This is a genomic window from Ramlibacter ginsenosidimutans (genome assembly GCF_016654015.1).
Taxonomy (GTDB): domain Bacteria; phylum Pseudomonadota; class Gammaproteobacteria; order Burkholderiales; family Burkholderiaceae_C; genus Ramlibacter; species Ramlibacter ginsenosidimutans.
Genome location: NZ_JAEPWM010000003.1, coordinates 106260 through 125679, shown reverse-complemented (window position 1 = coordinate 125679; position 19420 = coordinate 106260). Strand labels below are relative to the sequence as shown.

Genomic DNA, 19420 nt, shown 5'->3' with positions numbered 1-19420 from the left:
GAACACGATGCTTGTCGGCGGCGGCCTCGGCCTGGTGGTGTTCGTGCTGGTGGTGCTGCTCGCGTCGGCGCTGCGCGTCCTGCGCGAGTACGAGCGCGGCGTGGTGTTCCAGCTCGGGCGGTTCTGGAAGGTCAAGGGACCCGGCCTGGTCGTGCTCATCCCCGGCATCCAGCAGATGGTGCGCGTGGACCTGCGCATGGTGGTCATGGCCATCCCCAGCCAGGACGTGATCACGCGCGACAACGTGTCGGTGAAGGTGAACGCGGTGCTGTACTTCCGGGTGGTGGACCCGGAGCGGGCGGTGATCCAGGTCGAGCGCTTCCTGGAGGCGACCAGCCAGCTGGCGCAGACGACCTTGCGCGCCGTTCTGGGCAAGCATGAACTGGACGGCCTGCTGGCCGAACGCGAGCGGCTCAACCTGGACGTGCAGAAGATCCTGGACGCGCAGACCGACACCTGGGGCATCAAGGTCACCAACGTGGAAATCAAGGACGTGGACCTGGACGACACCATGGTCCGCGCCATCGCGCGCCAGGCGGAGGCCGAGCGCGAGCGCCGCGCGAAGGTGATCCACGCGGAAGGCGAACTGCAGGCCTCGTACAAGCTGGCAGAGGCGGCCGAGGTGCTGGCCCGCCAGCCGCAGGCGCTGCAGTTGCGCTACCTGGAGACCTTGACCGTGATTGCCGCGGACAAGAACTCCACCATCGTGTTCCCGCTGCCGCTGGACATCATCGGCCCGCTGATGCGCCGCTTCGTGCCGACCGCCGAAGCATGAGGTCCGCGCGGCGGGTGCGCGCGAAGTGAGACGGGTGCCTGAACGAGGCAAATGAACGCAGAGGACGCAGAGGTTACGCAGAGGACGCAAAAGGAATCCAACAAAGGATTCCTCGGATTGGTTTTCTCTGCGTCCTCTGCGTAACCTCTGCGCACTCTGCGTTCTCTTCTCCGCAATCCAACGATGCCAAAATGACGCTCCATGCCCCCCCAAGAATTCGCCCCCGGCCTCGTCATCCAGGGCATCAACCCGCCCCTCTCGCTGAAGGACTTCAAGCTCATCGCCTTCGACATGGACTCCACGCTGATCAACATCGAGTGCGTGGACGAGATCGCGGATGCGGTCGGCAAGAAGGAGGAAGTCGCTGCGATCACCGAGGCCGCGATGCGCGGCGAGATTGCCGACTACAAGGAGAGCCTGCGCCGGCGCGTCGCGCTGCTGCGCGGCGTGACGGTCGCCGACATGGAGATGATCTACACGCAGCGCCTGCAGCTCAATCCGGGCGCCGAGCGCCTCGTGCAGGCGTGCAAGGCGGCCGGCCTGAAGACGCTGCTGGTCTCCGGCGGCTTCACCTTCTTCACCGACCGCGTGCGCGACAAGCTGGGCATCGACTACACGCGCTCCAACGTGCTGGAGATCCGCTCCGGCCCGAACTGCGGCGAACTCACGGGCCGCATGGTGGACCAGCCCTGGGGTGACATCTGCGACGGCGCGGAGAAGCGCAAGATGTTCCTCGAGACCTGCGCGAACCTCGGGATCTCGCCCAAACAGGCGATCGCCGTGGGCGACGGCGCCAACGACCTGCCGATGATGGGCGAGGCGGGCCTGTCGGTGGCCTATCACGCGAAGCCGAAGGTGCGCGAGCAGGCGATGGTGCAGATCAACGAGGGCGGCCTCGATCGCCTGCTGGAGTTGATGGCCTGAGGTTCAGGCGCGCTGCACTTCCGGGCGTCCCGCTTCCACCACGAAGCGCGCATCGGTCGCCACCCGCGCATCCCGCTTCGTCACCTCGTCCACCACCCGCAGGGCCACCTCCAGCCGCCCCGGCGTGAACTCCGCCAGGCCGTAGCCGCGGTGCATCGCCTCCGCGTACACGAAGTGCGGGTTGTCCACCCAGCGATTGCGCAAGTGCTCGGGCTCGGCGGTGCGCGAAGTGATGCTGGTGCCGCAGAACTCCACGCCGACGTTCGCGCTCTCGGGCCGCGCGTAGTCCGCCTTGACGTGCCCGACCCAGTTCTCGTGCACGTCGCCGCCCAGGATCACGGGGTTGGCAGCGCGCGTCTCGCGCAAGGCACCGACGAGCCGCTGGCGCGCTGCCGGATAGCCGTCCCAGCCGTCGTTCCACAGCAGCGTGCCCGGGCCCGGCACGAGGTCGCGCGCACCGAACAGCGTCGCCTGGTTCAACACCGTCCAAGCCGCGCCGCCGTCGGCCAGGCGCGAGGCCAGCCAGCGTTCCTGCTCGAAGCCGAACATCGTGCGCGCCGGGTCCGCGAGCGCCGCGCAGTCCAGCGGATTCACCGTGCTCGATCCGAAGCGGCCGCCGCGCGTGCAGGCCTGCGGACTGCGGTACTGGCGGCCATCGAGCAGCAGCAAGTGCGCCAGCCGCCCGAAGCGCCGCTCGCCGTAGACGCGCAAGCCCTGGCCCGTCGCCAGTCCGTCGAGCGCGCGCGTGAGCACGCTCGCGGGCACCGGCGTGTGCTCGTACCAGGCCTGGTAGGCCGCTGCGCGGCGCCGGCGGAAGTCCGGCACCGCAGGACCGGCGTTGCCTTCCTGTTCGCCGGCATAGTCGTTCTGCACCTCGTGGTCGTCCCAGGTGAAGAGCCAGGGACAGGCCTGGTGCATGGCCTGCAGGTCGGCGTCGGACTTGTGCAGCGCGTAGCGCGCGCGATAGCCTGCGAGGTCCGTCACCCAGCCATCGGGGAGCGTGCGCACGGCGTTCGCAGCGCCCGGGTATTCGTAGATGTAGTCGCCGAGGAACACGACCACGTCGGGGTCGTCCGCGCGCAGGTGGCGCCAGGCCGCGTAGAAGCCGTGCTCCCAGCGCTGGCAGGACGCGTACGCCAGTCGCAGGCGCTGCACGTGCGCATCGGGCGCGGGGAAGGTGCGCGTGCGGCCCGCGGCACTGGTCCAGCCGCCCGTGCGAAAGCGGTACGCGTACCAGCGGTCCGCTGCCAGCCCCTGCACTTCCACGTGCACGCTGTGCGCGAGCTGCGGCACGGCCTGCGTCTCGCCACGCTGCACGATGCGCGTGAAGCGCTCGTCGTCCGCGATCTCCCACTCCACCGTCACCGGGCCGGACGGGATCTGCGCACCGAGCAGGCGGGTCCACAGCACGACCGAGCGGTCCGTCGGCGATCCGCTCGCGATGCCGGCGGCGAACGGATCCTCGCGCAGGCGCGGCTGGCTGCGCGCCGTGCGTGGCAGCGAGCCGGCGACTGCCGTCGCCGCCGCGAGTCGCAGCAGGTCGCGCCGGTCCAGGTGCCTGGCCTCGGCGCGGTTCACTGGACTACCCTCCGCGCTACGCGCTGCAGGATTCGCCTTGGGGCGGCCCTGCGGCTCATGCCGCCGCGCGCCGGCCTGTCGCCGGCCAGCCTGCGATGAGGCCCAGCGCCGTCGCGCGCCAGAGCAGGAAGCCCACGATGGACACGTTCAGCAGGTTCCACGCAATGCCATTGAGGAAGGCGGCGCGGTAGGAACCGGTGAGGTCGAACACGGCGCCGGACATCCAGCCGCCCAGGGCCATGCCCAGCAGGCTGGCCATCAGCACCGTGCCGACGCGTGCACCCGCCTGCTGCGCCGGGAAGTACTCGCGCACGATCAAGGCATAGGCCGGCACGATGCCGCCCTGGAACAGCCCGAACATGCCGGACACCACGTACAGCGAGACCAGCCCGTCCGAGGGCAGGAAGGCCAGCAGCGCGATGCCTTGCAGCACCGAGCCGAGCAGCAGCGTGCGCAGGCCGCCGATGCGGTCGGACACCCAGCCGGAGACGAGCCGGCTCACGACGCCCATGCCCAGCATCAGGGAGAGCATCTCCGCGCCGCGCGCAGCACCGAACCCGAGGTCGCCGCAGTACGCGACGATGTGCACCTGGGGCATGGACATCGCCACGCAGCAGGCCACCGCCGCCAGCGACAGCAGCGCGAGCAGCACGTTGGGCGCGAGGCCCAGCGGACGCGACTCGCTCACGTCGCTGCGCGCCGCGGCGCCCGTCACGTGCAGTTCGACCGCGGGAGGCTGCCGCCGGAGCACCAGCGCGAGCGGCACCATGGCGGCGATGCAGAACACGCCCATGCCCATGTAGGTGGCGCGCCAGCCGTGCGCATCGATGAAGAACTGCATCACCGGCGGCCACAGGGCGCCCGCGGTGTAGTTGCCGCTCATGCAGATGGCCAGCGCGATGCCGCGGCGGCGGTCGAACCAGCGCGAGGTGTCTGCCACCAGCGGGGCGAAGGTGGCGGAAGTGCCCAGCAGCCCGACGAGCAGCCCTTGCGCCAGGCAGAACAGCAGCAGGCCCGGCGCGAGCCCCGCGGCGATGAAGCCGACGCCGAGGCCGGCGGCCCCGAGCATCACGACGGCCATGATGCCCAGGCGGTCCGCGATCCGGCCCATGAGCACGCCCCCTGCCCCGAACCCGATCATCGTGAGCGTGTAGGCCAGCGATGCGTCGCCGCGGGTGACGGCAAAGTCCTGCTGCATCCGCGGCAGGACCACGGTGATGGAATACATGCCGGACCCGCCGATCGTCATCAGCAACAGCGAGACGGCCAGCCGCAACCAGGCATAGGGCGATTCGACCAGGGACTGGGAGGATGTGCGCATGGCAGCCCGCATCGTAGCGTCCCTCGGAGAAGACGGACATCCGGACGCAGAGGACGCAAAGGTTTCGCAGAAGACGCAAAAGGACTTCCATTGAAAAAGATGTCTTTTCTGCGTCCTTTGGCTGTTCCCTTTTGCGCCCTCTGCGTCCGGCTGCCCGCTCCCGCCTTCCGCTGCCCGCTCTCGCCCTCCCCCACGCACGCGCATCCCCGGCTATGCTGGCTGGCTCACGCCCTATGCAAGGACTCCCCATGGAACGCAGCGCGCCCCGGCATTTCTCGATGCTTCGGGAATTCCACCTGGCCGACTTCTTCACCCTGGGCAATGCGGCCTGCGGCGTCGGCGCGATCCTGCTTTCCATGCTGTACATGGCAAGCGGCGACCGCTCGCACTTCTACGCCGCCGCGGCGTTGGCGCCGGCGGCCTTCCTGTTCGACGTGCTCGATGGCCGCATCGCGCGGGCGCGCCACCAGCACTCGCCGCTCGGGCGCGAGCTCGACTCGCTGGCGGACGTGATTTCCTTCGGCATGGCCCCCGCGGCGCTGGGCTTCGCGGCGGGACTGCAGGGCGGCTGGGACGCGGCAGGCCTCGTCTACTTCGTCTGTTGCGGCGTGAGCCGGCTCGCGCGCTACAACGTGACCGCGGAGCAGCTGGCGGACGACAGCAGCGGCAAGGTACGCTACTTCGAAGGCACGCCCATCCCCACCAGCGTCGTGATCACCGGCGTGCTGGCGTGGGCCGCCTGGCAAGGCAGTGTCGGCGACCGGCTCTGGGGCGGCGCGGCGCACATCGGGCCGTGGGACGTGCACGGCCTGGTGCTGCTGTTCGTGCTCTCCGGCAGCCTCATGATCAGCAAGACGCTGCACATTCCGAAACTCTAGGAACGCGGGCGGTTCTTGTACCAGATCGCGTAGAGGATGAAGCCGTACGACACCACGCGTAGGCCGTAGATCAGGGGGCTGTCTTCCTGGGCGGCGACCAGCAGGCCGAGCGCGATGCGGTTGACCGCTTCGAGCCAGAACGACAGCGCGAACCAGAGGAAGAAGCGGTCACCGGTGCGACGCCAGAACCGGCAGAAGAACAGGCCGGCGATCCCCCAGCCGGCGGCGATGGCGCCCGACAGCATCTGCTCCACTTCAGTCCTCCTCCCAGATCAGGCCGAACAGCAGGAGCACGACCGCGGCGAGCGCCCATCCAAGCCGCCAGTCGGTGAGGTCCACCTCCACCGGCCAGACCACCCGGTCCAACACGAGCAGGACGTTGTTGATGCTGAGGCAGCCGAAGCACAGCGCGCTCCAGAACAGCAGGCGTGCGCCGCTGGCGCGCCAGCTTCGCCACAACAGGACGCAGCAGACGATGGACGTCAGCGCGCAGAGGCCATAGATCAGTGCGGCCATGGTCAGTCCTTGCGGAAGCGGAAGGCGTCGGCGAACTGCTGGGCGCGCCGGTCGATCCGGGAATGGATGAGGCTCGAGACGCCCACGAGGTCGGAGGCGTAGGCCTCCGCCACCTGGTCCACCAGGGCAGCGAGCTGCGGTTCGGGGCCGTAGTGCACGGCGCCGGCTTGGCTGGCTGCAACGGCAATACCGCTCTCCCGCAGTTGCCCGAGCAGTTCGATCCCGCGCCGCTCGGGCACGTACAGGCGCCGTGCCAGTCCCGCCGCGTCCCAGGCCACACCGGGGTCGGCGCGCAGCAGCAGCACCGCTTCCAGATACGGGACGGAAGGCACGCTGCCCAGCAGGTAGCGCCTGACGTCGGACTGCAGTTCGGGCGAGGTCATTGTTCTAAGGTCGGGCGCAGCGCGCACGCGTTGGCCGTCCGTGTCTGGAACTGTAGCGGTTGCCGGCTCGGCCGTGCTGCGAAACGGCCGGTTTGAGCGCGACAGAACGCACGGAGCGTGTGCCCGCGCGAGAATCCTGCAATGCAGACGGCCCTCCCCGCGAGCCTGCGCCTGTTCCTGGCGCTGTGGCCGGCGCCGGCGCTGCTGGACGAGGTGCTCGCGCACGCGGCTGCGTGGACCTGGCCGGCGCGAGCGCGGTGCACGCGCCCCGAGCGCCTGCACCTGACGCTGCACTTCCTGGGAAACGTGCCCGCCGAGCGCGTGCCGGAGCTGCGTTCAGCGCTCACGGTGCAGTGGGCGGGCTGCGAGCTGGCGCTGGACCGCGCCTGCGTGTGGTCCGGCGGCATCGCGGTACTGGAGGCCACGCAAGTGCCCGCCGAACTGGCGCGGCTGCACGCGGCGCTCGCCGAGCGCCTGCATGCCATGGAGATCCCGGTGGAAGAGCGGCCGTACCGCCCGCACGTCACGCTCGCGCGCAAGGCCCAGGGCGCCGCGCCACCCGCGTTCGCGCCGCTGCGCTGGACGGCCGACCCCCGCTACGCGCTGGTGCGCAGCATCGGTGGCGGCGGCGGGTACGAGACCCTTCAGTGCTTCGGCTGAGCGGCGCTCCGGCGCGCGGCATCGATCGCCGCGCGGGCGACCAGCTCCGCGTTCAGGCCCGCCTCCAGCGGTGAACGGCAGAGGCCGGCGTGCTCGTACTGCAGGTTCTCGTACAGCTCCGCGGTCGCAGGGGATGCGGAGAGCACCGCCTCCAGCGCTGCGTCGTTCCGGACGGTGCGCAGCGCCTCGCTCAGGTGCTCCACCACGCCACGATACTGTTGCGGGTCGACCGCGTCTTCGCTGCGGTCAAGGCGCTCGAGCATGCGGGCGAGCATGACGAGGTTCTTGGATGCGGTGGTGTTCATGCCCAGGATCTGGGGCTGCCCGGCCCCGATTGCAAGAGGCAGCGGACGCTGGGCGAAGCGCAGGCGCGGCGCGCTACTTCTTCGCTTCGCCGTCCTCGTTGCGGTACGGCTGCGTCGGCTCGAAGTCCCTCTGGTCACTCGCGGCGGCCGGGCGCTTCGTGTCGTTCATCGCGGCATCGCGGATGGCGAACAAGGCCTGCAGGTCCCGCTGCACGTCCTCGTCGGACTTCGGCGGCTCCGCTTCCACCGGGAGCTGCAGCGGCGGGAAATCGGTCGGCAGCGTGCGCCCGTTCGCGCCCTGCAGCGGCGCGGGTCCGCTCTGGGACCAGGTGCGCGGATCGGGCATGTCGGACGCGTTGAAGTTCTGGAACTCCCAGCCCAGGCTCAGGAGCCAGTCGCGCGCGCGCGGTTCGAAACGCGCGAGCTCGCGCTCGTAGCTGTCCTGGAACGCGAACACGTAGCCAAGCAGGCGTTCGTGCGCCTGCTTCACCACGAAGTTCACGTGCATGCCATGGCGGCCGACGCGATTGACGGTGGACAGGATGCGGCACTCGATCCAGTCGGATGGGATGCCGTGCTTGCGCATGGTGTCGCGCAGCACCACCTGCACGAGTTCCCGGCGCGGCGCGTTGCGCGACTCCGCCTCGTCGCCCCCTTCCGGTTCGCTTTCGCGGAACTGCGTGGTGGCCCCCGACGCGCGCTCCTTGTCCCCCCTGAAGATCCGACCGATGAGTCCCATGCGGTCATTGTGCCTTCATTCCCGCAAATGGAACCGCATCCGGGTGCCGGCGAGCTCCAGGACGTCCTGATCCGACAACATCACGGGGTCGCCCCCCATCGCCTCACCATTGAGCAGGGGCGCGTTGGTGCCCCCCAGGTGTGTGACGAAAAAGCCGCCGCGGCGGTGGGCGACCGAGACGACCGACACGCCAGGCTTGCCGAAGGTCGTGACGGCCTTGACAACCGGCACTTCCAGGCCGGCGGAAGTGCCGGTCTCCACGGTGAAGCTCGCATGCAGCTGCGGCGCATCGGGCATGAAGGACTGGGTGCCGCCGAAGGTGCTGGGCTCCTCGCTCGCCTGCAGGTACCGGATGCGGTAGGGGCCGATGGCGATCATGTCGCCGTCCTGCAGGCGCGTGCGTTCCTTGACCATGCGGTCGTTGACGTAGGTGCCGTTGGTGCTGCCCAGGTCCTGCAGGTACACGTCGGCGACGCCGACCAGGTCGAACGCGCAGTGCTGGCCGCTCACCACCATGGTGTCCAGCACGATGTCGTTGTTCGGCTTGCGGCCCAGGGTGGTCCGGTCCTTGTGCAGGTACACGTGCTTGACTTCGACGCCCTTCACGGTGGCGATCAACTGCGGCATTCCGTCTCCACGCCGCGGCGTGCGGCAGCTCATGCTAACCGCGCGGCCGAGGGGCTTCAAGCGGACCGACCCGCCCATGGGGAGCAGGTCGTGCACGCTTGACGCACGTCAAGCGAGGGGCGTCCCGCGAAGCGCAGCATGGTTCCACGCATCACTACCGGAGCCTGCCATGTTCAAACGCATCCTTCTCGCCACCGACGGCTCCGCCGCGTCCGAGCACGCCGCCCGCCTCGCCGTCGACCTCGCCAAGCTGCACGGCGCGCAACTCACCGCGCTGTACGTCGTCGATCCGTACCCCTACCTGGGCATCGGCGAATCCAACCCGCTCGGTTTCCAGGCCTACATGTCGGCCGCACTGGAGCACGGCGCCGCCGCCCACGCGAAGGTGCTGGACCTCTGCGAGAAGGCGGGCATTCCCTGCCAGACGCGGCTGGCCGAGGACATCGGGGCGGCCAACGGCGTCGTGCAATCGGCGCGGCAGACCGAGGCCGACCTCGTGGTGATCGGGTCGCACGGCCGCACCGGGATCGCCCGGCTGATGCTGGGCAGCGTCGCTACCAAGGTGGTGGCCGAATCGCCCGTGCCCGTGCTCGTCGCGCGCTGAAGGCTCGCGTGGGTGTGAGCAATTCGTTCACACCTTCTCAGGCCTGCACGCTGGCGCCCGCTGCGCGGAGCTGGCCGAGCAGGTCCTCCCAGCGCTGGGTGTGCTCCGCATGCAGGGCGCTGCCGGCCGCGAGCACCGGCTGGAAGCGCCAGCCGCGCGCCTGCCGCTGCTCGAACCAGTCGCGCGCGGGCTGGCGCAGGATCCACACCGGCGTGCGCCAGCTGCCCCAGGGCTCCGCGGTCCGCGCGAGGTCCGGGCTTTGTTCCAGCGCACCCTTGGCATAACTGAGCAGGCCATAGCGCCGCGGCGTGGACGGCTGGCGCGGCCCTTCGTCGAACGTTTCGTAGGTGGTGGCATCCTCCAGCGCCGGCGGCAGCAGCGTGCGCGCGACCAGGTGCCGGCCGCCCTCCTCGTGCGCCTCGCCGGTCTTGTGGTGCAGGACCGGGCGCAACTCGAAGCCCGTGAGCCCGCTCGCCGCCAGGGCGTCGGCCAGCTGCGGACCCAGAACGTATTCGCCGGTCCATTCGTCCACGTGCCCCAGCGCGTCGGCGGCCACGGGCTTGCTCAGGAAGATGCGCTGCGGCAGCCGCACGGCCCAGCGGCTCGCCGTCGGATGCAGGGCATCCTGGTGGTAGGCCGCCATGGTGGCTTTGGAATCGGCCCGCGTCTGCCCGATCGTGGCACGACAGACCGCCTCGAAATGCGTGCAGGCCTGCAGCTCCGCGGGACTGCAGCGCAGCTCGCGCACGAAGCCCACGGGCTCGCCCTCGGCGAGCGCCAGCAGGCGCGGTAGCACCGGGCCCGCGGCGTCGAAGAAGCGCGGGAAGAGGAAGCCGACGGCGGGGTTGGGCTTGGCGCCGAGCGCCTTGGCGAGGGCCTCGTCCGCTCCCAGGCGGCGTGCCAGCCCCGGGCTGCACGGGCGCAGCGCGAGCATGATTTTCATGCCCGGGATGGTACCGGGCCTGCCGGGCGGCCGCCGCGGCGTCGTGCGACACTGCGCGCCCGATGACCGAACGCGCCGCGCCACCCTCTGCCCTCGCCCTGGCTTTTGCCGGCCTCGTCGCACTGGCGGTGGCCATGGGAATCGGCCGCTTCGCGTTCACGCCCTTGCTGCCGCTCATGCTGGCCGAGCATGCAGTGGACCTCGCGGGCGCGAGCCTGCTCGCCAGCGCGAACTACTTCGGCTACCTGGTCGGCGCCCTGGCCTGTACCTTCCAGCCCTGGATCGCCCGCCGCCTTGGCCGCAGCGTCGCCATCGACGGGCCGCGCTGGGTGCGCGGCGGACTGGTCGCCACGACCTTGCTGACGCTCGGCATGGCCTGGGACGTACCGCCGCTGTGGCCGTGGCTGCGCTTCGCCGCCGGCGTCGCGAGCGCGATCGTGTTCCTCTACACGTCCGGGTGGTGCCTGGAGCAACTCGCGCGCCGCGGCGTGCCGGCCATGGGCGCGCTGATCTACGTCGGACCGGGCGGCGGCATCGTGGCGAGCGGGCTCGCGGCCAGCGTGCTGGTCGCACGCGGCAGCACGGCCGAAGCCGGCTGGTTCACCTTTGCCGTGCTCGCTGCGCTGCTGAGTGCGACGGTGTGGCGCGCGTTCGACACGCGACGCGGCGTGGCCACAGCGCCGGTGGCGGCGGCGAGCGACGACTCCGCACCGGGGTCCGCCGGCATGGGCCGCGCGGGGATCAGCGCCCTGGCTTTCGCGTACGGGCTCGCGGGCATCGGCTACATCGTCACCGCCACCTTCCTGCCCGTGATCGCGCGGCAGGCCTTGCCCGGATCGCCCTGGCTGGACCTGTTCTGGCCCTTGTTCGGCGTGGGCGTGATGCTGGGCGCGATCCTCGCGTCCCGCATGTCCGCGGGCGGCGACCTGCGCCTGCGTCTCGCGGGCTGCTACGCGATCCAGGCCGTCGGCGTCGCCGCCAGCCTCGTGAGCCCGACCCTGGCCGGCTTCGGCCTCGGCAGCTTCCTGCTGGGACTACCCTTCACAGCAATCACCTTCTTCGCCATGCAGGAAGTCCGGCGCGTGCGCCCGCTGCACGCCACGCCCTACATGGGCCTGCTCACGGCCTTGTACGGCCTCGGGCAGATCGCGGGCCCGCCGCTCGCGACGGCGCTGGTGGCGCGCAGCGCCAGCCCCGCGCAAGGGTTCACCGTTTCGCTGTGGATCGCCTCCGGCCTGCTGGTGCTGGGCGCAGTGATCTATCTCGTGCTGGCACGCAAGGTCCCGCTGGGCGGGCGTTGAACGCGCGTCCCTGCAGGCGGGTGTCGACAGCCGCTCGCCTGCTAAGGCTGGGGTTCGCGCTCCACGTCGGCCAGGAAATCCGCGTCGTGCAGCCCGATGCGCACGCCGGCCGACTGCAGCCAGCGCGGATAGACCTCGCGGAAGTCCGCGACGATGCGCGCCAGCGGCACCTCGGCGAAGCTGCCGCGCTCGCGCAGGTACTCCATGTGCCGCTGCCCGCTCTTGTCGAACGGGTGGTAGATCGAATCGGCCACGCCGTCGAACTCCAGCGGCAGCAGGTCGAAGCGATCGCACAGCTCCACGTTGAACGCCGGCGTCGCCTTGCGCCACTGCCCGTCCAGCCACAGCTCGGTGTAGCCGTGCCAGATGAACACGTCGGTGGTCATCGTCTCGCGCATGCGCTGCGTGGAGAGGTGGTTGCGCACGTCCGCAAAGCCCACGCGCGCCGGGATGCCCGCCGCACGCGCGGCCGCGGCCAGCAGGGCCGCCTTCGTCACGCACCAGCCGTAACCGAGCGCGAGCGCGGTGCTCGCGCGCATGCCCTCGGAACCGAGGTCGATGCGGTAAGGGTCGTAGCGGATGCGGTCACGCACCGCGTAGTACAGCGAGACGGCCTGCTCGCGCGGGGTCGCGCCGATGGCGTGGGCCTGCGCGAAGGCAAGCACGGCGGGATGCGTGCTGTCCACCAGCGGGGTGGCGGCGAGGCAATCTTCGGGAAGAGCTGGATTCATTGGGTTGGTCAGACAAATTGCACGGAAAGCGGCGCGAGCGGCGCGGGAAAGTCGGCCTGCCAGCGTTCGCCGCGCTGGACGGGCCACGCGTCGGTCCAGGTGCCGGTGGTGACCACGTCGCCGGGTTGCAGGTCGGGCGCACCGGGGCAGTCGCGCAAGGCGGCCACGAAATGCGCGAGCGCATGCAGCGGGCCATCGAGCACGTTGCTGCCCACGCCGGCATCGATGCGTTCGCCGTTGCGCGTGAGCGTCACGCGCAAGGCAGCGAGTTGCGCATCGAAGGCGCCGCCATCCCGGGGGAGATCCGCGACCGGCCGGCGCGGCCCGACCAGCAGGCGCGCGTGCAGGCCGCTGTCGGCCACGGTGTCGGCGGCCTGGAACTTCCAGTCCGGCATGTGCGACTGCACGATCTCGAAGCCCGGCGCGATCCACTCGATGCAGGCGAGCAGCGCGTCCAGGCCGGCGCGCGCGGGTGGCGTGGCCTTCAGGCCGAACGCGCACTCGGGCTCGATGCGTGGCTGGCAGGTGCCGGCCAGCGACAGCTCGCCCTCGCCCTCGCAGAAGCTCAGCGTGGTGTTCCACACCGTGCCCCAGATGGGCGCGTGGACGCCGTAGCGTTCCCAGATCGTGCGGTTGGTGAAGCCGACCTTGTAGCCGCGCGGCTGCTCGCCGCGGCCCAGGCGCAGCTCGCGCACGCTCAGCGCGCGCTCGTACGCCTCGGCCACGCCGAGCCCGCAGCCGGCCGGCCACAAGGTGGCCTCGTCGGAATGGCGGAGCAGGAGTTCGGGTGTCACGGCCCGCAGCTTAGCGTGCCGGCGACTCCCCCATCCCGGCTCAGGCCTTCGCAGTGGCGGCCTTGCGGTCGGCCACCACCTTCTGGGCCGCGGGCCGCTCCGCGAGGAACTTGACGTAGGGCTTGTAGTCGAGGCCGTGGGCCAGCAGCAGGTCCTCGCCGAACACCGCCTTGGTCGCCATGCCGGCGAGCGGCAGGTCCACGAAGGCGCTGCAGTCCGCCATGGTGAACGTGTCACCTGCGGCGTAGGGCGCCAGCTTCAGCAGGCGCTGGACGCCCGCGAGCTTCTGCTCGATCTCGCCGCGGATGCGCGCGAGATTGCTTTCGCTGAGCGGCGGCGCGCCGAAGAAGGCCGCGCCATACAGCTGGCGCACGGCCATCTCGAGGTGCCAGTCGAGGAAGGTCACCAGCTCGCGCACCTTGGCTGCGGCGAACGGGTCCCTGGGCAGCAGGGGCGTGCCGGGATACGCGCTTTCGAGGTACTCCAGGATCGCCTGGCTTTCGCACAGCGGGCCGTGCTCGCAGGTGATGAAGGGGATCTTGCCCAGCGGCGAATCCTCCAGCATGGAGGGCGGCTTGTCCTTCAGCGTGACGCTGCGCTCCTCGAAGGGAATCCCCTTCTCCAGCAGCGCGAGCTTGACCTTGTTGTAGTAATTGCTGGCCGGGAAGCCGTGCAGCGTGATCATGGTCGTCCTTGTGGTTCGTTCGGTCGTGGCGCCAGCGCCCCTCGAGCGCATGCACCGTTGCAGGCCGACATTGTCGCCCCGATCCGCCGCCCCCCAGGGGTTTGCGCGCCTTGCCCGTCCCGCGGCGGACAGCCGCTATGCTCCCCGCATGCAAGCGCCCCCCATGCCGAGCCCGGAGGAGATCGCGGCACTCGAACCGTTCGAGCGCATCGGCCTCGACCGCATCGCGGTGGTCGCGACCAGCCACGACGCGGAGCTGGCCGCCGACGCGCTGGCGCTCGCGCCCGTGTGGGGCTTCGACACGGAGTCGCGCCCCACCTTCCAGGCGGGCGTCGCGTCCGAAGGGCCGCACGTCATCCAGCTGGCGACGCGCGAGGCCGTGTTCATCTTCCAGCTGCACGAAGCGGGCTGCCGCGAGGTGGCCGGCGCCCTGCTCGCGCGCCGTGGCATCGTCAAGGCAGGCTTCGGGCTGCACGACGACAAGCGCCGCATCAACGCCAAGCTCGGCGTGGAGCCGCAGGACGTGCTGGACCTCGACACCGTGTTCCGCCACCGCGGCTACCGGCGCCAGATGGGGACGAAGGCCGCGGTGGCTGTGCTGTTCGGGCAGCGCTACCTCAAGTCCAAGCGGGCGGCGACCTCCAACTGGGCCCAGAAGCGGCTGAGCCCCGCGCAGCTGCTCTACGCGGCGAACGACGCCTGGGCGGCGCTGCGCGTGTACGAAGCACTGGAACTCGGCCCCGTCGCCTGAGGCATCCATCGCCGGGGTTCCTGCGTCACCCCAGCCTACCTTCTTGCCCGCCTCTCCCGGTCGGCAGCTTGCCCGCCTGCACGCGAGTGACTAGAGTGGGCCGCGATGGCCTCCTCGATGCAGACTTCCAGCCTGGGCCTGCGCCAGATCGACCTGCTGCAGGGCCTGGACACGGCGCGGCTCGACGCGATAGGGCGGCAGTGCGCATGGCGGCCGTACGAGGCGGGCCAGCGGCTCGTGGGCCGCGAGGACGGCGACCGCGACCTGCATTTCATCATCGCCGGCACCGTGCGCGTGACCACCTATTCGTCCGCCGGGCGCGAGACCAGCTTCCGCGAACTGGCGGCAGGCACCTCCTTCGGCGAGCTCGCCGCCATCGACGGTCGCCCGCGCTCCGCCGACGTGGTGGCGCTCACGCCGGGCCTGCTCGCCTCCATGCCGCCCGCCGCTTTCCGCGAGCTGCTGCGCCAGGAGTGGATCGTCAACGAACGCGTGCTGGTGCGCCTGGCCGATCTCGCGCGCGGACTGGTCGACCGCGTCCTGGAACTGAGCACGCTGAGCGTGCAGCAGCGCGTGTGCATGGAGCTGCTGCGGATCGCGCGCAGCAGCGAGGGCGCCGCAGGGCGCGAGCTGCGCATCGAACCCGTCCCGAAGCACGTCGAACTCGCGAACCGCGTGAGCACCTATCGCGAACAGGTCACGCGCGAGCTCTCGGCGCTCGCGAAGGCGGGTGTGCTGGTGCGCGACGGCGGCGCGCTGGTCGTGCGCGACCTGCTGCGCCTGCAACGCATGGCCGAAGGCGCACGCGAGCCACTTGCAAAATCAGGTGCGTAAGCGCACAGCGCTGCTGCGACCTGTTCTCCATCATGACTGGGTCGGCAAGGCGAGACCCCCGCCCCCGACACACGACTGCAACCTTGATGGAGAAAGCCATGAACCGCAATTTCGCTCTCGCCCTGTGCTTCGCTTCCGCGTCCATCGGCACCGCGTTCGCCGACGACATCACCATCGACCCGACGCCCTTCGTCTCCACCGCGAGCCGCGCCCAGGTGATGGCGGAGCTGAAGGCGTTCCAGGCCTCGGGCGTGAACCCCTGGGCCGACGACTACAACCAGCTGGCGCAGGTCCACAGCACGAAGACGCGTGCCGAGGTCACCGCGGCCTACCTGGCCTCGCGCAACGAAGTCGCGGCGCTCGATGCCGAGGACAGCGGCTCCGCCTACCTCACGCGCGTCGCCGCGCGGCGCGACCACAGCACCGAGCTCGCCGTGATGGAGCGGGCGCAAGGGGAATGAGCCATGCGGCCGACCGCCTCGCCCTTGCGCCTGGCTGCCGTGCCCGTGCTGTGGGGACTCCTCGGCTTCGTGCACGCCGCCGGCGCCCCGCTGCCGGTGCTGTGCCTGGTCGTGGTCCTCGCAGCCGGACTGGGAGTCGCCATCGCGCAGTTCGCGCTGCAGCATACCGGCTGGACCAGCGTGCTGGCAGCGGCCCTGCTCGCGACCAGCCCGGTGCTGCAGAAGTACTGGATGCTGCCGCGGCAGGCGCCGGTTTCGGAGACGCTCGCGTTCCTCAAGACGCTGCTGGTGCTGGGCGGCCTGCTGATGCTGGCACGCCTGGAGGCCGGCCACGGTGAAGACGACGACGGCGACTGACCGAGAAAGCGAACGCCGGGCCGGCCCGCTGCCATGCGGTCCGGCCCGGCGCGCATTCGGGACCCGCCGCGGCCCTACTGGATCATCCGGATCAGCCGGCCCAGCAGGTCGTTCACGATCTCCTGCACCGGGTCACCCGGCTGCGGCTCGCGCGGCTTCGGCCGCGGCCGCGGGATGTCGAACTCCACCCGCGGGTCGGCCGCGCGCTGGCGCAGCGCCTGCACGAAGAAGTCGGCCACGATGGGCAGTGCGCTGCGCGCGCCCTGCCCCCAGCTGTCGCCCATCGTGGCGTGGTTGTCGTTGAAGCCGACCCAGGCGCCGACGACCAGCTGCGGATGCATCAGGATGAACCAGCCATCCGTGTCGTCCTGCGTGGTGCCTGTCTTGCCGGCCACGTCGGCCTGGATGCCCCAGCGCGTGCGGATCGCGCTGCCCGTGCCTTCGTCGATCACACCGCGCATGACGTTGACGAGCTGCAGCGCGCGCGGCTTGGGCAGCGCTTCCTCCGGTTTCGGCCGGGTGACCAGGGCCAGCGTGTGGCCGCTGCGGTTGTCCACGCGGACGATCAGTTGCGGCTGGCCGAGATACTGCCCGTTGTTGGCCAGCGTGCCGTAGGCCGTCACCATCTCGCGCAGCGTCACCGGGCTGGTGCCGAGCGCCAGGGATGGCACCGCATCCAGTTTGCTCTCGCGCACGCCCAGGCGCCACGCGAGCTCGGCCACCTTGGCCGGGCCGACGTGCTGCATCACCTGCGCGGTGATCCGGTTGCGCGACTGCGCGAGCCCCTCGCGCAGCGTCATGGGCTGGCCCGTGGGCGGCTCGGGGTCGCCCGGGCTCCAGACCGCGCCGCCGCGGTCGCGGATGGTCACGGCCTGATCGGGGAAGGTGTCGTCCGGCGACATGCCGTCGGAGAACGCCGCGCCGTACACGAAGGGCTTGAAGGTGGAGCCCGGCTGGCGCCGCGCCTGGTACACGTGGTCGAACTGTTCCTGCGCATAGTCCGCGCTGCCCACCCAAGCCTTGACCTGGTTGCTGCGCGGGTCGATGGCGAGGAAGCCCGCCTGCAGCACCGGCTTGTCCTCGCCGCGACGCCGGCTGCGGTCGGCGAGGTCCTGCAGCTGGTGCAGGTGCTTCTGCACCGCGGTGTTCGCGGCCTTCTGCAGGCGCGAGTCGATGGTCGTGCGGATCACCAGGCCGTCGGCGTAGATGTCGTAGTCCTCGCGATCGGCCCACGCGATCAGCCATTTCTTCACCTGCTGCGTGGCGTGCGGAGCGATGCCCAGCTGCGGGTCCTGCCGCTCGAAGTCCACGCGCAGCGGCCGCGCGGCGAGCTGCTCGGCGCGCTTGGCATCGAGTTTGCCGGCCTTGACCATCTGCGCGAGCACCGTGTTGCGCCGCTCGCGCGCGCGCTCAGGATTGAGCACGGGGTTGTAGTAGGCCGTGCCCTTGAGCATGCCGATCAGGGTCGCGCTCTCCAGCACGTCCAGCTGCTTGGCCGACTTGTCGAAGTACGTGCGCGCCGCCATCTCGATGCCGAACGCGTTGTAGAGGAACGGCACCGTGTTCAGGTAGGTCTCGAGGATCTCGTCCTTGGAATACACGGACTCGATCTTCAGCGCCGTGATCGCCTCGCGCGCCTTGCGCGTGAGCGACATGGAATGGCCGATCTCCTCGGGATACAGGTTGCGCGCGAGCTGTTGCGTGATGGTCGAGCCGCCCTCGCGGCGGCCGCGCAAGGTGTTCAGCGCCGCCCCGGCCGTGCGCCGCAGGTCGATGCCGTGGTGCTGGTAGAAGCGCCGGTCCTCCGTGGCGATCAGCGCGTCGACCACGGGCTTGGCGATCTGCGACAGCGGCACCCACTCGCGGTTGACGCGCTTGAACTCCGCCAGCACGACGCCGTCGGAGGACATCACCACCGACGGCACTTCCGAGCGCGCCTTGCGCAGGTCGGCGGTGCTCGGAGTGAACGGGATCAGGACCAGCACATAGCCCAGCAGCAACGCGGGCAGGATCAGCGCAGTGCGGAAAGGGTGGCGGCGCGCCAGCGCGCTGGCCCGCTGCCAATGATAGCCAGCCCAGGCGCGGGCCCGGGCGAGGACCGGTGTCATGCGAGGAAATCCACTAGCGCTTTCGGATGAGCAATGTAGGACACCGGGACGATCCCCCCGTTCAGCAGATTGCGTAAGGCCTTGTGACTAGCCGCCGGCGCGCTTCACGCGAAAGCCGCGCTGCTGCAGCCACGCCATCGCCTTGTCGACATGGTCGCCCTGCACTTCGACGACGCCGTCCTTGACGGTGCCGCCGCTGCCGCAGGCGGCCTTGAGTTCCTGGCCCAGCTTCGCGAGGGCCGCGGCTTCCAGCGGCAGCCCCCGCAGCACCGTGACGGCCTTGCCCCCGCGGCCCTTGGTCTCGCGCTGCACGCGCACGATGCCGTCGCCCGCAGGCACCGACGCAGCCTGCTTGCACGTGCAGCGGGCCACCGGCTGCCGGCAGGCCGGGCACATCCGTCCGCTTTCGGTGGAGTAGACGAGGCCGCCCCCGCTGTGTCGCATCAGGGCATTTTACCGGGCACCGCTCGAGGAGCCCGGCCATGGCTGTACGCGCGCTCGGCTGCGCGCATGGCCGTGGGCGCCTCAGCGGCGCGTCTGCGTCTCGGGGAAACGGTAGATGGTGTCGTTCAGGTAATGCGCGACGGCATCGATGTCATCCTCGCTCCAGCGCAGGTAGGCGACGTCCTGGAAATGCCGCACCTGCGCCTTCAGCGAGCCCCAGTCGCGCGCGAGGCGCCGGTCGCGCCAGTGCATCTGCGTGGTGTGGCAGCCCACGCAATGCGTGCTGTACAGCAATTCGCCGCGGCTCGGGGCCTGCGCCTGCGCGTGCGCGCACAGGCTGGCGGCGAGCAGGCTCGGGACCAGGAGGATGGAACGCATCGAACGCATGGAACGCCTCGTCTTTGGTTGCCCCATGCTAGGCAGCGCCCGGTCGGCGCCCTTGCGCTGCGTCAACTCAGCCCCTTGCCCGGCGCGCCACCACCCATTCCAGCAACACCAGTCCGGCGGCGATCAACACGGCCCACAGCGCCACCGAGTTCACCAGGGCGTCGTGGGCGTAGGCATCCGATGCCTGCGTGTAGGCACCCAGGGCCAGCGTGAGGCCCTGCGCCCAAAGCGTCTGATGCAGGTGGTCCATGGGGTGCTCCTTCCGGCGCGCGGCGATCACCGCGCATGCCAGTCAACTTAGCATCGCGTTGGAC

26 protein-coding genes are annotated in these 19420 nt (G+C 70.3%); 10 read left to right on the top strand and 16 right to left on the bottom strand.

Translation table 11 applies throughout. The annotated features are described in order from the left end of the window. Window positions 1-7: 7 nt before the first annotated feature. Together JJB11_RS10095 and serB are read left to right on the top strand one after the other, a co-directional pair. Window positions 8-775: a slipin family protein gene (locus JJB11_RS10095; protein WP_201169684.1), complete on the top strand. Its 768-nt coding sequence runs from the start codon at window positions 8-10 to the stop codon at window positions 773-775. 201 nt (window positions 776-976) lie between these two features. Then, window positions 977-1699, top strand: a complete 723-nt coding sequence (serB, locus tag JJB11_RS10090) for a phosphoserine phosphatase SerB (RefSeq protein WP_201169682.1) — start codon at window positions 977-979, stop codon at window positions 1697-1699. A gap of 3 nt (window positions 1700-1702) precedes the next feature. Here the strand turns inward: serB and JJB11_RS10085 are convergent, their stop codons facing one another. Further along, on the bottom strand, window positions 1703-3277 hold the full coding sequence (locus tag JJB11_RS10085; RefSeq protein WP_201169680.1) for an alkaline phosphatase D family protein: 1575 nt from the start codon (window positions 3275-3277) through the stop codon (window positions 1703-1705). A 55-nt stretch (window positions 3278-3332) separates the two neighbouring features. Continuing rightward, window positions 3333-4598, bottom strand: coding sequence for an MFS transporter (locus tag JJB11_RS10080; protein WP_201169678.1), 1266 nt, complete (start codon window positions 4596-4598; stop codon window positions 3333-3335). 248 nt (window positions 4599-4846) lie between these two features. On the opposite strand from JJB11_RS10080, the gene JJB11_RS10075 reads away from it, so the two are divergent. Further along, the gene (locus tag JJB11_RS10075) at window positions 4847-5476 is read left to right on the top strand and encodes a CDP-alcohol phosphatidyltransferase family protein (protein ID WP_201964748.1); all 630 of its coding nucleotides are present in this window, start codon (window positions 4847-4849) and stop codon (window positions 5474-5476) included. Here JJB11_RS10075 and JJB11_RS10070 read toward each other — a convergent pair. The 3 genes from JJB11_RS10070 to JJB11_RS10060 are packed head-to-tail and all read right to left on the bottom strand — an operon-like array spanning window position 5473 to window position 6375. After that, the gene (locus JJB11_RS10070) at window positions 5473-5721 is read right to left on the bottom strand and encodes a DUF5985 family protein (protein WP_207189976.1); all 249 of its coding nucleotides are present in this window, start codon (window positions 5719-5721) and stop codon (window positions 5473-5475) included. The genes JJB11_RS10075 and JJB11_RS10070 overlap by 4 nt on opposite strands. 10 nt (window positions 5722-5731) lie before the next feature. Continuing rightward, a complete protein-coding gene (locus tag JJB11_RS10065) occupies window positions 5732-5992 on the bottom strand; it encodes a DUF5985 family protein (protein WP_201169671.1) in 261 nt (86 codons plus the stop codon). A gap of 2 nt (window positions 5993-5994) precedes the next feature. Beyond that, a complete protein-coding gene (locus JJB11_RS10060) occupies window positions 5995-6375 on the bottom strand; it encodes a hypothetical protein (RefSeq protein WP_201169669.1) in 381 nt (126 codons plus the stop codon). A gap of 141 nt (window positions 6376-6516) precedes the next feature. Between JJB11_RS10060 and thpR the strand changes: the two genes are divergently transcribed. Next, window positions 6517-7035: an RNA 2',3'-cyclic phosphodiesterase gene (gene thpR / locus JJB11_RS10055; protein ID WP_201169667.1), complete on the top strand. Its 519-nt coding sequence runs from the start codon at window positions 6517-6519 to the stop codon at window positions 7033-7035. Here the strand turns inward: thpR and JJB11_RS10050 are convergent. The 3 genes from JJB11_RS10050 to JJB11_RS10040 form a co-directional block, all read right to left on the bottom strand. Continuing rightward, a complete protein-coding gene (locus JJB11_RS10050) occupies window positions 7020-7340 on the bottom strand; it encodes a hypothetical protein (protein WP_201169652.1) in 321 nt (106 codons plus the stop codon). The two genes, thpR and JJB11_RS10050, sit on opposite strands and share 16 nt — an antisense overlap. Before the next feature lie 73 nt (window positions 7341-7413). Continuing rightward, entirely contained in the window at window positions 7414-8079 is a 666-nt protein-coding gene (locus JJB11_RS10045; RefSeq protein WP_201169649.1) for a hypothetical protein, read from the bottom strand. 15 nt (window positions 8080-8094) lie between these two features. After that, window positions 8095-8706, bottom strand: coding sequence for an FHA domain-containing protein (locus tag JJB11_RS10040; RefSeq protein WP_201169646.1), 612 nt, complete (start codon window positions 8704-8706; stop codon window positions 8095-8097). Between the two features lie 169 nt (window positions 8707-8875). On the opposite strand from JJB11_RS10040, the gene JJB11_RS10035 reads away from it, so the two are divergent. Next, on the top strand, window positions 8876-9310 hold the full coding sequence (locus tag JJB11_RS10035; protein ID WP_201169643.1) for a universal stress protein: 435 nt from the start codon (window positions 8876-8878) through the stop codon (window positions 9308-9310). A gap of 37 nt (window positions 9311-9347) precedes the next feature. Here JJB11_RS10035 and JJB11_RS10030 read toward each other — a convergent pair whose 3' ends face one another. Further along, window positions 9348-10253, bottom strand: coding sequence for a hypothetical protein (locus tag JJB11_RS10030; RefSeq protein ID WP_201169641.1), 906 nt, complete (start codon window positions 10251-10253; stop codon window positions 9348-9350). Between the two features lie 62 nt (window positions 10254-10315). Between JJB11_RS10030 and JJB11_RS10025 the strand changes: the two genes are divergently transcribed. After that, window positions 10316-11554, top strand: coding sequence for a YbfB/YjiJ family MFS transporter (locus JJB11_RS10025; protein ID WP_201169630.1), 1239 nt, complete (start codon window positions 10316-10318; stop codon window positions 11552-11554). Between the two features lie 41 nt (window positions 11555-11595). On the opposite strand, the gene JJB11_RS10020 is transcribed toward JJB11_RS10025, so the two are convergent. From JJB11_RS10020 to JJB11_RS10010, 3 genes are read right to left on the bottom strand one after another with little or no spacing between them, the layout of a single operon-like run. Further along, window positions 11596-12285: a transglutaminase domain-containing protein gene (locus JJB11_RS10020; protein ID WP_201169628.1), complete on the bottom strand. Its 690-nt coding sequence runs from the start codon at window positions 12283-12285 to the stop codon at window positions 11596-11598. An 8-nt stretch (window positions 12286-12293) separates the two neighbouring features. Then, a complete protein-coding gene (locus JJB11_RS10015; RefSeq protein WP_201169614.1) occupies window positions 12294-13079 on the bottom strand; it encodes a fumarylacetoacetate hydrolase family protein in 786 nt (261 codons plus the stop codon). 40 nt (window positions 13080-13119) lie between these two features. Next, window positions 13120-13764: a glutathione S-transferase family protein gene (locus JJB11_RS10010; protein ID WP_201169605.1), complete on the bottom strand. Its 645-nt coding sequence runs from the start codon at window positions 13762-13764 to the stop codon at window positions 13120-13122. Window positions 13765-13912: 148 nt separating this feature from the next. Between JJB11_RS10010 and JJB11_RS10005 the strand changes: the two genes are divergently transcribed. The 4 genes from JJB11_RS10005 (at window position 13913) to JJB11_RS09990 (ending at window position 16167) form a co-directional block, all read left to right on the top strand. Continuing rightward, a complete protein-coding gene (locus JJB11_RS10005; protein WP_201169602.1) occupies window positions 13913-14515 on the top strand; it encodes a 3'-5' exonuclease in 603 nt (200 codons plus the stop codon). Window positions 14516-14620: 105 nt separating this feature from the next. Continuing rightward, entirely contained in the window at window positions 14621-15349 is a 729-nt protein-coding gene (locus JJB11_RS10000) for a Crp/Fnr family transcriptional regulator (protein WP_201169600.1), read from the top strand. Between the two features lie 98 nt (window positions 15350-15447). Further along, window positions 15448-15810, top strand: coding sequence for a DUF4148 domain-containing protein (locus tag JJB11_RS09995; RefSeq protein ID WP_201169597.1), 363 nt, complete (start codon window positions 15448-15450; stop codon window positions 15808-15810). Window positions 15811-15813: 3 nt separating this feature from the next. After that, entirely contained in the window at window positions 15814-16167 is a 354-nt protein-coding gene (locus JJB11_RS09990) for a hypothetical protein (RefSeq protein WP_201169595.1), read from the top strand. Between the two features lie 74 nt (window positions 16168-16241). Here the strand turns inward: JJB11_RS09990 and JJB11_RS09985 are convergent, their stop codons facing one another. The 4 genes from JJB11_RS09985 to JJB11_RS09970 all read right to left on the bottom strand — a co-directional run bounded on the left by JJB11_RS09985 (window position 16242) and on the right by JJB11_RS09970 (window position 19356). Next, on the bottom strand, window positions 16242-18275 hold the full coding sequence (locus tag JJB11_RS09985) for a penicillin-binding protein 1A (protein WP_201169593.1): 2034 nt from the start codon (window positions 18273-18275) through the stop codon (window positions 16242-16244). Window positions 18276-18362: 87 nt separating this feature from the next. Continuing rightward, on the bottom strand, window positions 18363-18719 hold the full coding sequence (locus JJB11_RS09980; RefSeq protein WP_201169569.1) for a translation initiation factor Sui1: 357 nt from the start codon (window positions 18717-18719) through the stop codon (window positions 18363-18365). 81 nt (window positions 18720-18800) lie between these two features. Further along, window positions 18801-19097: a c-type cytochrome gene (locus JJB11_RS09975; protein ID WP_201169566.1), complete on the bottom strand. Its 297-nt coding sequence runs from the start codon at window positions 19095-19097 to the stop codon at window positions 18801-18803. A 76-nt stretch (window positions 19098-19173) separates the two neighbouring features. Next, window positions 19174-19356, bottom strand: coding sequence for a hypothetical protein (locus tag JJB11_RS09970; RefSeq protein WP_201169562.1), 183 nt, complete (start codon window positions 19354-19356; stop codon window positions 19174-19176). Between the last annotated feature and the right edge of the window lie 64 nt (window positions 19357-19420).